The sequence below is a fragment of the Microbispora rosea genome (genome assembly GCF_044460045.1).
Classification (GTDB): domain Bacteria; phylum Actinomycetota; class Actinomycetes; order Streptosporangiales; family Streptosporangiaceae; genus Microbispora; species Microbispora rosea.
Window position 1 is genome coordinate 164,165 of sequence record NZ_JBITJO010000011.1, and the last position, 12,541, is coordinate 176,705.

Annotated in this window: 13 protein-coding genes; 9 read left to right on the forward strand and 4 right to left on the reverse strand. The window is 72.6% G+C overall.

What is annotated here, in order from left to right; translation table 11 throughout:
* Positions 1-75: 75 nt before the first annotated feature.
* Positions 76-990, reverse strand: a complete 915-nt coding sequence (locus tag ACIBK1_RS34160) for an SDR family oxidoreductase (RefSeq protein ID WP_030509129.1) — start codon at positions 988-990, stop codon at positions 76-78.
* Between the two features lie 118 nt (positions 991-1,108).
* On the opposite strand from ACIBK1_RS34160, the gene ACIBK1_RS34165 reads away from it, so the two are divergent.
* Both ACIBK1_RS34165 and ACIBK1_RS34170 read left to right on the forward strand, forming a co-directional pair.
* On the forward strand, positions 1,109-1,321 hold the full coding sequence (locus tag ACIBK1_RS34165; protein ID WP_143734564.1) for an EF-hand domain-containing protein: 213 nt from the start codon (positions 1,109-1,111) through the stop codon (positions 1,319-1,321).
* Positions 1,322-1,421: 100 nt separating this feature from the next.
* Positions 1,422-2,579, forward strand: a complete 1,158-nt coding sequence (locus ACIBK1_RS34170) for a PucR family transcriptional regulator (protein WP_051761903.1) — start codon at positions 1,422-1,424, stop codon at positions 2,577-2,579.
* Between the two features lie 8 nt (positions 2,580-2,587).
* Here the strand turns inward: ACIBK1_RS34170 and ACIBK1_RS34175 are convergent, their stop codons facing one another.
* On the reverse strand, positions 2,588-3,712 hold the full coding sequence (locus ACIBK1_RS34175) for an NAD(P)/FAD-dependent oxidoreductase (protein WP_030509132.1): 1,125 nt from the start codon (positions 3,710-3,712) through the stop codon (positions 2,588-2,590).
* 100 nt (positions 3,713-3,812) lie between these two features.
* Here ACIBK1_RS34175 and ACIBK1_RS34180 point away from each other — a divergent pair, with 100 nt between their 5' ends.
* Positions 3,813-4,466: a helix-turn-helix domain-containing protein gene (locus ACIBK1_RS34180; protein WP_051761904.1), complete on the forward strand. Its 654-nt coding sequence runs from the start codon at positions 3,813-3,815 to the stop codon at positions 4,464-4,466.
* Positions 4,467-4,469: 3 nt separating this feature from the next.
* Here ACIBK1_RS34180 and ACIBK1_RS34185 read toward each other — a convergent pair whose 3' ends face one another.
* Complete coding sequence (locus ACIBK1_RS34185) at positions 4,470-5,189, reverse strand: nucleoside/nucleotide kinase family protein (RefSeq protein WP_030509134.1); 720 nt, start codon at positions 5,187-5,189, stop codon at positions 4,470-4,472.
* 92 nt (positions 5,190-5,281) lie between these two features.
* Between ACIBK1_RS34185 and ACIBK1_RS34190 the strand changes: the two genes are divergently transcribed.
* The 6 genes from ACIBK1_RS34190 (at position 5,282) to ACIBK1_RS34215 (ending at position 10,867) form a co-directional block, all read left to right on the forward strand.
* Positions 5,282-6,448: a homogentisate 1,2-dioxygenase gene (locus ACIBK1_RS34190; RefSeq protein ID WP_030509135.1), complete on the forward strand. Its 1,167-nt coding sequence runs from the start codon at positions 5,282-5,284 to the stop codon at positions 6,446-6,448.
* On the forward strand, positions 6,445-7,536 hold the full coding sequence (fahA, locus tag ACIBK1_RS34195; protein ID WP_030509136.1) for a fumarylacetoacetase: 1,092 nt from the start codon (positions 6,445-6,447) through the stop codon (positions 7,534-7,536). The genes ACIBK1_RS34190 and fahA overlap by 4 nt, the downstream gene beginning before the upstream one ends.
* Before the next feature lie 38 nt (positions 7,537-7,574).
* Positions 7,575-8,756 (forward strand): L,D-transpeptidase, encoded by a 1,182-nt coding sequence (locus tag ACIBK1_RS34200; RefSeq protein ID WP_051761905.1) that lies wholly within the window; start codon positions 7,575-7,577, stop codon positions 8,754-8,756.
* A gap of 46 nt (positions 8,757-8,802) precedes the next feature.
* Complete coding sequence (locus ACIBK1_RS34205) at positions 8,803-9,225, forward strand: VOC family protein (RefSeq protein ID WP_030509137.1); 423 nt, start codon at positions 8,803-8,805, stop codon at positions 9,223-9,225.
* 112 nt (positions 9,226-9,337) lie between these two features.
* Positions 9,338-9,769 (forward strand): NfeD family protein, encoded by a 432-nt coding sequence (locus ACIBK1_RS34210; protein WP_030509138.1) that lies wholly within the window; start codon positions 9,338-9,340, stop codon positions 9,767-9,769.
* Positions 9,770-9,772: 3 nt separating this feature from the next.
* On the forward strand, positions 9,773-10,867 hold the full coding sequence (locus ACIBK1_RS34215) for an SPFH domain-containing protein (protein WP_051761906.1): 1,095 nt from the start codon (positions 9,773-9,775) through the stop codon (positions 10,865-10,867).
* 93 nt (positions 10,868-10,960) lie between these two features.
* On the opposite strand, the gene ACIBK1_RS34220 is transcribed toward ACIBK1_RS34215, so the two are convergent.
* The gene (locus ACIBK1_RS34220; protein ID WP_030509140.1) at positions 10,961-12,340 is read right to left on the reverse strand and encodes an FAD-dependent monooxygenase; all 1,380 of its coding nucleotides are present in this window, start codon (positions 12,338-12,340) and stop codon (positions 10,961-10,963) included.
* Positions 12,341-12,541: the final 201 nt, after the last annotated feature.

Sequence of the window (12,541 nt, forward strand, 5' to 3'; positions counted from 1 at the left end):
GCGGCGGCCCGGCCGGCAAGCACGCGTCCCCAGGTGCCCGATGCCCGATGTCCCCCGGCACCCGGACCGGCTCTGTCACCGATAGCCGGTGACGTCGGCGGGGCGGCCGGGGTCCTGGACCTCCACCATGTATCGCCAGCAGTCGGGACGGCTGCCGTCCACGTCGGTGAAGCCGTACACCTGGGCCAGCTGCCCGCTGGACAGCGACTGACCGTTCCAGCGGCTCACCTCCGGATCGGCGGCCAGGGCCGTCACCGCGCGTCCGACGAAGGCCGGGGTCTCGGAGATGGCGAAGTGCGGCACTGTGGCAAGCGCGTCGCGCCAGTTGGCCTCTGTCACGCCGAAGTGCTCCAGCATGAGCTCCGAGCGCAGCCAGCCCGGCGTGAGCGACACCGCGGTCGCGCCGTGCGGCGCCAGCTCCTTGGCCTGGGCGAACGCCATGCGGTTGACGGACGTCTTCGCGAGGTCGTAGAAGAACGAGACGCGATAGTTGGCCGCGTTGTACTCCGCCGTGCCGTCGGTGACCTCGACCACCAGACCGCCCGGCCTGCGGATCAGCAGCGGCAGCGCGTAATGGCTGGTGATGATGTGCGTGTCGATCGCCAGCCGCAGGATGCGCAGGCCGTCGTCGAGCGAGTGCTCCCAGAGCCGGTCGTTCCAGCTGAACAGCAGCTCGCCGCCCCAGATGTCGTTGACCAGCACGTCGAGCCCGCCCTGCTCGGCGTCGATCCGCTCCACGAGGGCTCGCACCTGCTCGCGGTCGAGGTGGTCCACCGGCACGGCGATCCCCCGCCCACCGGCGGCGGTCACCAGCTCCGCCGTCTCCTCGATCGTCTCCGGCCGGTTCATCTCGGAACGCCGCTCGCGGGTGCTGCGGCCGGTCACGTAGACCGTCGCCCCCGCCGCGCCCAGCTCGACCGCGATGCCGCGCCCCGCGCCCCGGGTCGCCCCGGCCACCAAGGCGACCTTCCCCTCCAGGCTGCTCGTCATGAGACGACATGCTGGCACCCGCCACCGACAAAAACACGTCCCGCGGCTTGGCCGCGATCCCTGGGGGCAGCACGTGCTTTCAGCTAGGGTGCTGATCGCAATCCCGGAGGAGGACGGCATGAGCGAATATGCGGCGACTTTTCAACTTATCGACACCGACGGGGACGGGCGGATCTCCGCCGAGGAACTCGTACGCCTGATGGAGGTGCTCGGCCGGCCGCTCACGCCGCAGGGGGCGCAGGGCGCGATCGACAGGGTCGACGCCGACCGCGACGGCCTTATCGACCTGGAGGAGTTCGGCGCCTGGCTGAGCAGCGCCGAGCAGCATTGAGCGGTCGTTGAACGGTAGTTGAGCGGTCGTTGAGCAGGCGGGCGTCGAGCGCGCGGGCGTTGAGCGGGCGCTGAAAGGCGACGACGAGTTCTGGGGCGCGGTGCCTGCGGGTGTCGCGAGGCTGCTGCGTCCCCGCGTCGGCGACGTCGCGGACCGGGTGATCGCCGAGATCCAGCGGCGAGTGCCCGAGTACGCCCGCCCGGAGGACGGGGTCTACATCAAGGTCCTGCGGCTGGCGGTCAACCAGGCGCTGCACGGATTCCTCGAACGCATCGAGAACCCGCGGGCGGCGTGGGACCCCGAGGTCTTCCGGACGATCGGCAGGGGCGAGGCCGCCGAGGGGCGCGGCCTCGAGCCCTTCCAGACCGCCATGCGGCTGGGCGCGCGGGTCGCGTGGCGGCGGCTCACCGAGCAGTCCGAACAGCTCGGCCTCGATCCGCGGACGCTGTACGACCTGGGCGAGGCCATCTTCGTCTACCTCGACCAGCTCGCCGACGCGGCCGCGGCCGGCTTCGCCGAGGCGCGGGCGCACGCGGCAGGAGAGATGGCGCGCCGCCGCCGGCGGCTGCTCGACCTGCTGCTCACCCGTCCCGCGGCCTCGCCGGAGGCGGTCGCCGACCTGGCCAGGGCGGCCGGCTGGCGGCTCCCCCGCATGGTCGCCGGGGTGGCCCTGGAGGAACGTAACGGCGGTTCTCCCCTGCCGGTGCTGCCGCCCGACGTGTTGACCGGGCTCGACCGCAACGTCCCGTGTCTCGTGGTGCCGGACCCCGGCGGCCCCGGGCGCGTGCAGGCGCTGGAGAACGCCCTGCGCGGCTGGCGGGCCGCCATCGGCCCCGCCGTGCCGCTCGCCGCCGTCGCGAACTCGCTCGGCTGGGCCAGGGAGGCCCTCGACCTCGGCACCCGCGGCATCCTGCCCCGGCGGAGGCTGCTGCGCTGCGCCGACCACATGGCCACACTGGTCGTCTTCAAGGACGAGGACCTCGTGGCCGCCCTGGCGGAGGTGCGTCTCGCGCCGCTCGCCCACCTTCGCCAGAACCAGCAGGACCGCCTGGCCGAGACCCTGCTCGCCTGGCTGCGTCACGGCCGGGGCGTCGCGGAGGTCGCCGCGGCGCTCCACGTCCACCCGCAGACCGTGCGCTACCGCCTGCGCCAGATCGAGCAGCTGTACGGCGAGGCGCTCGCCGACCCCGACGTCCGGTTCGAGCTGGAGATCGTCCTGCGCGCCCGTCAGGCCCGCCGGAAGCCGCCCGACGCCTAGGAAAACGCCTAGGAGAGGGTGCCGCCGCTGGTGCGCAGGCCCCGGGCCGTCCGCCGCTCGTGCAGGCCGAACCGGGCCTCCGGCTCCCGCGCGCCGTCGAGGATCTCCGCGACGTATCCGGCCAGAGCCGGGGCGTGCTTGAACCCGTGCCCGGACTCGCCGCCGAGCAGCCAGACGCCGTCGTCGATCTCGGCGACGATCCATTCGGCGTCCCTGGTCAGCGCGTACTGGCAGACCTGGCTGAACACCACCGGCGCGCCCACCAGCGAAGGGAACCGCCTGGCCAGGTAGGCGCGCGCCTGCTCCTCGGTGTGCCGCAGCACCCGCCTGCCGCCGCTCTCCGGGTCGTACGGCTCGCCCTCGGCGTCGCCGGTGACCTTCATCCCCATGCCGTCCAGGTCGCCGTGCCCGTACGCCGCCAGGTCGTAGTCGCAGAACGCGGGCAGCGGCGGCGTCGTCCAGTCCCTGGGCACCCCGAAGTGGAAGGTGTCCTGCCGCGTCACCTCGACGTGTCCCGCCTCATGCGGGAACAGCCGCGGCAGCCACGCGCCGCACGCCCACACCACGCGGTCCGCCGTCAGCACCTCGCCGTCCGCCACCACCCCGGCCCCCCGTCCGTACGGCACGGCCCGGGCGCGGACCTGCCGGACGCCGGCCGCGCCGGCCAGGCGCGCGGTCACCTGCGTCGCCCGCCGGGCCCGCAGCACGCCGGCGTTCGGCTCCCACAGCACGAAGGCGAGGTCGTCGCCGCGCAGGCCGGGGAACCGCCGCGCCGCCTCGGCCGGGTCGAGCAGCTCGCAGGGGATGTGCAGCCGCTCCAGCACCCGGGCGCTGCGCGCCTCCCAGCCGTCCGGGTCGCGGGCGAACCACATCAGCCCCGACTCGACGTACAGCTCCTCGCCGGTCCGCTGCTCCAGCTTGCGCCAGGCGTCGCGGGCCTGCCAGGCCCAGCGGGGATACCAGTCGTCGGAGCCGTGGGCGCAGCGCAGCAGGCGGGTCTCCCCCGCGCTGGCCTGACGGATGTGACCCGGCGCGTACTGCTCGACGAGCGTCACCGTCCAGCCCTCGTCGGCCAGCCTCAGCGCCAGCGACGTCCCCCAGATCCCCGCCCCCACGACGATCGCCGACTTCATCCACCGCTCCTTGATCGCGGACCGACACCTGCATCCGACGTAGGCTACGTCGGATGCGGGTTCCGCCTACAGACGCGTCGGTGCGGCGATAATCAGAGACATGATGGCGGCCGAATCGGCGCAGACGCTCGAACGGGGTTTACGGCTGTTACGGCTACTCGCGGACGCGAACCGGGGCCGCACGCCGACCGAGCTCGCCCAGGAGCTGGGCCTGAGCCGGCCGATCGTCTACCGGCTGCTGACGACCCTGCAGGCCGAGGGCTTCGCCCGGCGGGACGCGCACGGCCGCGTGCATCTGGGTTTCGGGGTGCTCGTGCTCGCCCAGGCCGTGCAGCCCCTGCTGCGGGCGGCGGCGCTGCCGGCGCTGCGCGCGCTCGCGGAGCAGGCCGGGGCGACCGCGCACCTGACCGTGGCCGAGGGCGACGAGGGCCTGGCGGTCGCGGTGGTCGAGCCGTCGTGGACGGACTTCCACGTCGCCTACCGGGAGGGCTCTCGCCATCCGCTGACGCGCGGCGCGGCCGGGCTGGCGCTGCTCGCGCTGCGCGAGGGCCGCACGGAGCCGGCGCTGCACACGAGCAGCGGACACCTCCAGGAGGGCGCCCAGGGCATCGCCGCGCCGGTTTCGGGCCTGCCGTGGCTGGACGCGTCCGTCGGCGTGGTCAGCTTCGCCGACCTCGACGCGGACAAGGTGGGCCCCCTGGTCCTGGAGGCCGCCTGCCGCCTCGCCTCCGCCCTGTCCGAGCCCCCGCGCTGACGGTCACCACTTCAGCAGCCGCGGCTCGGCGAACACCGTGTTGTCGACGATCACGTCGGCCCGCGCCAGCGGATCGGCCTCCGCGATGTAGAGGCGCTCGGCGGGCAGATAGCGGTGCAGGTGCAGCGCCTCGGCCTCCGACCCGGCCCAGTCCTGGTCGCGCTCGGCTCCGCGACGCACCGAGGTCTCCGCGGACACCTCCATCCAGACGCGCAGGTCCCAGTACGCGTCGATCTCGGGGCGGAACGCGAACACCCCGTCGACGATCGTGATCGCGCCGGGCGCGGCGGTCGTCCGCACCGACGAGTGGTCCACCTGGGTCAGCGGGTCGATGGAGCACAGCGCCACGTCCCCCGAGCCGCCCGGACCCGCCGGTTCGAGCAGCAGGGCGATCGCGGCGTCGTAGTCGTAGGCGTTGCGGTAGTACCCCTCGCCCGACTCCCGGTCGTACAGGTGCCGGTCACGCCACGGCCGCTTGAAGTCGTCGAGGCTCGCCCGCAGCACCGGGCGCCCCGCCCGGGCGAGGTGCTCGGCCAGCTCGTGGCCGAAGCTGGTCTTCCCCGCGGCCGTGAGCCCGTCCACGCCGACGCGCAGGCGGCCCGGGCCCAGAGCCAGCACGCGTTCCGCCACCCGCCGGACCAACGCCGTACGCGCGGGAGACCCGGGCGCCGGCGTCGGCTGCCGCCAGGTCGAGACGGACAGGTGGATCTCCGCGGTGCTCATGCCGCACAGCTTGACATTCCCGGCGGCATGGCGAATCGTCGTACATATATAGGACACTGACGTCCGATTAACGGACAAGCCTGGGAGGTGTCATGCCGTACTACCGCGTTGTCGGGGAGGTGCCGCGCAAGCGCCACGTGCAGTTCCGCGCGCCCGGCGGCGGGCTGTACAAGGAGGAGCTCATGGGAGAGGAGGGCTTCTCCTCCGACTCCTCGCTGCTCTACCACCGCCACGCGCCGACGGCCATCGTCAAGGCCGAGGCCGTGGACGCGGGAGCGCCCGGGCTGACCCCCAACATGCCGCTGTCCCCACGCCATTTCCGCACCCGGGATCTGACGCCCGACGGCGACCTGGTCTCCGGGCGCATGCTCCTCGCGGGCAACTCCGACGTCCGCATCTCGTACGCCGCGACGGACGTGCCCAGCGAGCTGTACCGCGACTCGATGGGCGACGAGTGCGTCTACATCGCGAGCGGCCGGGCCCGGTTCGAGTCCGCGTACGGCGCGCTCGACGTGGCCGAGGGCGACTACGTGGTGGTCCCGACGGGGACGATCCACCGGTGGGTGCCCGAGGGCCCGGTGACCGCGCTGGTGGTGGAGGCGGCCGGGCACATCAGGCCGCCGAAGCGCTACCTGTCCCAGTTCGGCCAGTTCCTGGAGCACGCGCCGTACTGCGAGCGCGACCTGCGCGCGCCGGCCGAGCCGCTGCTCGTGGACGGCGAGGAGGTCCCGGTCCTGGTCAGGACGCGGGGCGGGCTGACCAGGCTGACCTACGCCCACCATCCCTTCGACGTGGTGGGCTGGGACGGCTGCCTCTATCCGTACGCTTTCAACATCCAGGACTTCGAGCCGATCGTGAAGCGCACCCACGCGCCGCCGCCGGTCCACCAGACCTTCGAGGGCCCGGGCTTCGTCGTCTGCTCGTTCTGCCCCCGGCCGCTGGACTTCCACCCGGAGGCCGTGCCGATCCCGTACAACCACCACAACGTGGACTCCGACGAGTTCATGTTCTACGTGGGCGGCGACTACACGGCCAGGAAGGGGTCCGGCATCGACGTCGGCTCGATCTCGCTGCACCCGGCCGGCTTCACGCACGGTCCGCAGCCGGGCGCGGTGGAGGCGGCGGTCGAGGCCGTGCGCCGGGGACACACCGAGACGACCGAGATGGCCGTCATGATCGACACGTTCCGCCCGCTCGACCTCGGCCAGGCCGCCCTCGCGTGCGAGGACACCGACTACGCGTGGACGTGGGCGCGATGAGCTTCGGGCTCGACAACCTGCCGTACGGGGTGTTCTCCCGGCCCGGCGAGCCCCGCAGGGTCGGCGTCCGGGTCGGGGACCAGGTCCTCGACCTGGCGGCGGCCCTCGGCGGGGACGTCTACGCGGCGCCCAGCCTCAACCCGCTGCTGGCCCTGGGCCGTGCGGCCTGGCAGGAGACGCGGGCGCGGGCACGCGAGGCGGCGGCCACGGGCGACCACCTGATCCCGCTGGCGGAGGTGACCCTGCACCTGCCGGTCGAGGTGGCCGACTACGTGGACTTCTACGCCTCGCTTGAGCACGCGTCGAACCTCGGGCGGATCTTCCGCCCGGACGACGAGCCGCTGAAGCCGAACTGGCGGCACCTGCCCGTCGGCTACCACGGTCGGGCGGGCACCGTCGTCGTCTCGGGGACGCCGATCAGGCGGCCGTGCGGGCAGCGGCCGTCGTTCGGCCCCTCGCAGCGGCTCGACATCGAGGCGGAGGTCGGCTTCGTCGTCGGGACGCCGACGCGGCTCGGCGAGCGCGCCGGCGCGTTCGACGACCACGTGTTCGGGGTGACGCTCGTCAACGACTGGAGCGCGCGCGACATCCAGGCGTGGGAGTACGTCCCGCTCGGGCCGTTCCTTGGCAAGTCGTTCGCCACCTCGATGTCCGCGTGGATCACGCCCCTCGAAGCGCTGGAGCAGGCCAGGGTCGAGGGCCGGTCGCAGGAGCCCGAGCCGCCCGCCTACCTTCGCCGGCAGGCGCCCTGGGGGCTCGACCTCACCCTCCACGTCGAGCTGAACGGCGAGGCGGTCTCGACGCCGTCGTTCCGCGACATGTACTGGACGCCCGACCAGATGCTCGCCCACATGACCGTGAACGGCGCCTCGCTGCGCACGGGCGACCTGTTCGCGAGCGGGACGGTGTCGTCGGTCGGGCAGCCCGGCTCGCTCATCGAGCTGACCTGGAACGGCGCGGACCCGCTCAAGCTGCCCGGCGAGACCCGGACCTTCCTGGAGGACGGCGACACCGTCACGATCACCGCCTGGACCTCGCACGGGATCAGCCTCGGCGAGGTCTCGGGGAAGGTCCTTCCGGCGACTTAGCGTATTTCTGTCGTCACCCCTCGCTATCTTGGGTGCCCGTGAAGCCACGCACCCTGCCTCCCGCCGCCCGCGCCCTGCTCGCGGTGCTGCTCGTGGCCTGTCCCGCGCTCGCCGCGGGCTGCGCCGTACGCGTGCCGCCCGCGCCGCGCATCACGATGAGCCCGGCCTCCGGCGCGGCGGCGGTCCCGCCGGACGCGGGACTGGTCGTCAGGGCGGATGGCGGCAGGCTGACCAGCGTGCTGGCGTTCGCGGGACGCGACCCGGTGCCCGGCGCGTTCGATCCGGCCCACACGGTGTGGCGGTCGTCGTGGACGCTGCGTCCGGGCACCCAATATGTCGTCAACGCCGTCGCGACCGGGCCCCAGAGTGTCACCGCCCAGGTCGCGGGCCGGTTCCGCACGCTCACCCCGCGCCATGAGCTCGCCGTGGCCTCGGTCGTCCCGTCCGACGGGGAGACCGTCGGGGTCGGCATGCCGGTCATCGTGACGTTCACCGGTCCGGTCGAGGACCGCGCGGCGGTCGAGCGGGCGCTGGAGGTCCGGGGCCCGGCCGAGGGCGCCTGGCACTGGGCGAGCTCCACCCAGGTCGTCTACCGGCCGCGGAAGTGGTGGCCGGCCGGTGGCGAGGTGCGCGTCACCGCCCATCTCGCCGGCGTCCGCGCCGCCCCCGGCACGTACGGCTCCGCGGACCGGACCGTGGCCTTCACCGTGGGGCGGGCCATGGTCAGCACCGTCGACACCCGCACCCACCAGATGGTGGTGCGGCAGGACGGGAAGCCGGCCCAGCACATACCGATCAGTGCGGGCAGGGCGACCACCAGGGAATACACGACCACGAGCGGGATCCACCTGACGATGGACAAGGGCAACCCCGTCCGCATGGTCTCGCCGGGCCGCCGCAAGGGCGACCCCGGCTACTACGACAAGCTCATCGACTACGCCGTGCGGATCTCCAACAGCGGGGAGTACGTCCACGCGCTGGACAACGTGTGGGCGCAGGGCCGGGCGAACGTCAGCCACGGCTGCGTGAACGTCCGTCCCGACCAGGCACGGTGGTTCTACGACCACGCGCTGCGCGGCGATCCCGTCATCGTCACCGGCACCACACGCGAGCTGGAGTGGAACAACGGCTGGGGCTACTGGCAGCTCTCCTGGCCCCGATGGCTGGCCGGCAGCGCCCTCCGGCACGAGGGCGCCACGACCCCTTCCGCCGCCTCTTGACAGAGGTGGCCGCATTCAAGTCAGCGTTCTGCATTACGGTCGAGTCATGGCAGTAGCAATCGATCTGACCCTTTACTGCGAGAACGCGCGGCTCGTCGCCGAGTTCTGGAAGACGGCGCTCGGCTACGTCGACGAGATCCCGGCAGCCGGGCACGCGACCGGTGAGGAGTCGTTCGCGCTGCCGGCCGGCGGCGCGGAGGACGACGGCGCCTGCCTCCGCGACCCCGAGGGGGCCGGTCCCCGGCTCTCCATCTTCCGCGTCCCGGAGCGGAAGACGGCGGAGAACCGGCTCCACATCGACGTCCGCGTGCCGGGGGACGGCACGGCCGCCGACCGGTGGGAGCGGATCAGAGCGGAGGCCGCCCGGCTGGTGCGCGCCGGCGGCACGATTCTGGAGGCGTTCGACGACCACATCCTGATGGCCGACCCCGAGGACAACGAGTTCCGCGTCACCGCTTCCCCTGCGTGAGGCTCCGAGTCCCCTGGGTGAGGCCCGGCCTCTGGGACAACGCGACCTAACGCGTTAGGTTTGAGGAGGAACCCCACCCGAGCGGTGTTCGTTCATCGCTATGGAGGCGGCAATGGACCCGTGGATCATTTGGCTCATCCTGGCGGCGGCGCTGGGCGTGGCGGAGATCTTCACGCTGACCGCGTCATTGGGGCTGCTGTCCATCGCGGCGCTGCTCACGACCGCCGTCGCGGCCGTCGGGCTGCCGCCCGCGCTCCAGCTGGCCGTGTTCGTCATCGCCTCCGCCGCCGGCCTCGCCGGAGTGCGCCCGATCGCGCTCCGGCACATCAAGCAGCCGCCGCTGAAGCGCTTCGGGGTGTCCGCCCTCGTCGGCAAGTCCGCGTACGTGACCAAGGAGGTCACCGGCAGGGACGGCCGGGTGCAGATCGGCAGCGAGGAGTGGTCGGCCCGTGCCTACGACGAGACGCTCGTGATCCCACCGGGGGCCACGGTCGACGTCATAGAGATCGAGGGCGCCACCGCCCTCGTATATCCCCGGGAGTGAGCAATGGACGCTGCACTGATCGCCGGAATCGTCATCGCCTTCGTCGCGATCCTGACGGTGCTGCGAGCGGTCCGGATCGTGCCCCAGGCCAGAGCCGGCAACGTCGAGCGCCTGGGCAGGTACTACCGCACGCTGGGCCCTGGCCTGAACTTCGTCATCCCCTACATCGACCGGGTCCGCCCGCTGCTGGACCTGCGCGAGCAGGTGGTGTCGTTCAAGCCGCAGCCGGTCATCACCGAGGACAACCTCGTCGTGGACATCGACACGGTGCTGTATTTCCAGGTCACCGATCCCCGGGCGGCGGAGTACGAGATCGCGAACTTCATCCAGGGCGTCGAGCAGCTCACCGTGACGACGCTGCGCAACGTCGTCGGCGGCATGGATCTGGAGAAGACGCTCACCTCTCGTGACATGATCAACAGCCAGCTGCGCGGCGTGCTGGACGATGCCACCGGCAAGTGGGGCATCCGGGTCAACCGGGTCGAGATCAAGGCGATCGACCCGCCGAAGACCATCAAGGACGCCATGGAGAAGCAGATGCGCGCCGAGCGGGACAAGCGAGCGGCGATCCTCACCGCCGAAGGCCAGCGGCAGTCGCAGATCCTCACCGCCGAGGGCGACAAGCAGAGCGCGATCCTGCGCGCCGAGGGCGAGCGCACCTCCCAGATCCTCAAGGCCCAGGGTCAGTCGCAGGCGATCGACGAGGTGTTCCAGGCCGTGCACCGCAACGACCCCGACCCCAAGCTGCTCGCCTACCAGTACCTCCAGGTGCTGCCCCAGCTCGCCCAGGGCCAGGGCAACACGATGTGGGTGATCCCGAGTGAGGTCACCTCGGCGCTCAACACGTTGTCCAAGGCGTTCACCGAGTCGCTGCCCGCGAGCCGGGCCACCGTGACGGACGCCAGGGAGCACGAGCGGAGGACGGCGGGCAACGAGGCGGTCGCCGAGGCCGAGCGCGCCGCCGCCGAGGCAAAGGCGGCGGCCGAGGACAGCGAGCTGGGACCGCGCCAGATCGAGGCGGGCCGCCCCTCCCTCGGCACGGACGGCGTGCCCAACCCCGACCCGGCCCACGCCGTACGCCCGGACGAGCGGCCGTAGCTCCCGGACGGCTCGCCCCCTGCCCGGCCGCGGCTTCCCGGCCCCCGGGCGGGGCGCCGCCCCGGCTGTGCACGACCGGTCCGCAGCCCGGCGTCAGACCATGGCCAGGTAGGCGGCGAGCTCCTCGTTCGAGGACGTGGAGACTCCGACGTATCCGTCCGGGCGCACGAGGGTGTGCCGCTCGCCGCCGTACGGCTCGGCCGGCGCGTACGCGCGCACCTCGGGACCGCCGGGGACGTGCGGAGCGGGGTTGGGGGACAGCAGGGTGAAGTGCGGGCCCCGCAGCAGGTCGAACATGCGGGCCCGCGTCCCGCCCGCGAGCGTCAGCGGGCCGTCCGGCACCCGGTCGCCGCCGCGCCGGGCGAGCGAGCCGCCCCGATAGCTCAGCGAGAGCTGGTAGGTCTCCTCTCCGCGTTTGTAGGACTTCTTGCCGGCGAGATCCACGCTGAGGCCGAGCACCCGGGCGGCGACGGGCCTGCGCTCCTCCTCGTAGGTGTCCAGCAGCGCCTCCGGCGCTCCCGCGAGCACCCTGGCGAGCTTCCAGCCCAGGTTGTAGGCGTCCTGGACGCCGGTGTTCAGCCCCTGCCCGCCCGCCGGCGGGTGCACGTGGACGGCGTCCCCGGCCAGGAAGACCCGGCCGGACCGATAGCGGTCGGCGAGGCGGATGTTCACCCGATAGAGGGAGGACCACAGCAGCTCGGTCAGGCGCACCCCGCGCAGCATGGACCTCTCGGCGAGGATCCGCTGATACGCGGGCAACGTCTGCTCCGGCGCGGCCCCCGGCCTCAGCGAGGCGATCATCTGGAAGGTGTCGGCGCCGGCCATCGGGTAGAGCGCCACCATCCCCCTGCCCGGCCGCACCCAGACGTGGATGTGGTCCCGGTCGATCCCCTCGGCTCGTACGTCGCCGAGGGCCATCCGCTCCTCCTCGCGGGTCTCGCCGGTGAAGCCGATGCCGAGGGCCTTGCGCACCGGGCTCCTGCCGCCGTCCGCCGCGACCAGGTAACGCGCCCGCAGGCACTCTCCCGTGCCGAGCCCGGCGGTCACCCCGTCCGCGTCCTGCTCGAAGCCGGTCAACGCGCTGCCCTGCTCCACCTCCCCGCCCAGCTCGGCCAGGCGCTCGCGCAGCACCGCCTCGGTGCGCCACTGCGGATGCATCAGCACCGTCGGGTACGGCACGGCGTCCGTGGCCGCGGCGGACCTGTGCATGCGGGCCCGCCAGATCGGCACCGCGCCCATCCTGACCCGCAACGGCGGGTAGGGCGTCGCCGCGGCCAGGATCGGGCCGATCACCCCGAGGTCGTCGAAGACCTCCTGCGTACGCGGTTGCAGGCCCTTGCCCTTGGAGCCGGCCGCGGGCTCGGGCGCCTGGTCGACGATGCGGAAGGCGACGCCCCGGCGGGCCAGGTCCACCGCGAGGGTGAGCCCGGTGGGACCGGCCCCGGCGATCAGTACGTCCGTGTTCTCAGGCATGTCCCGACCGTGACAGGCCGCTCTGCCAAATCCCTGTCAGGCACCTGCCACGCCCTGCCGCCGCGTCGCCCCACCAAATTCCCGTGACGACTGTCGTCGCTGTAGGTGAGGAGGGAGTTGGCGGGTACCCGGTCAGGGGGACTACTGCTGCCGGACACATGGGGGAACGCTTTGACCGGGTGCGTGGACATCTCCGGGGAG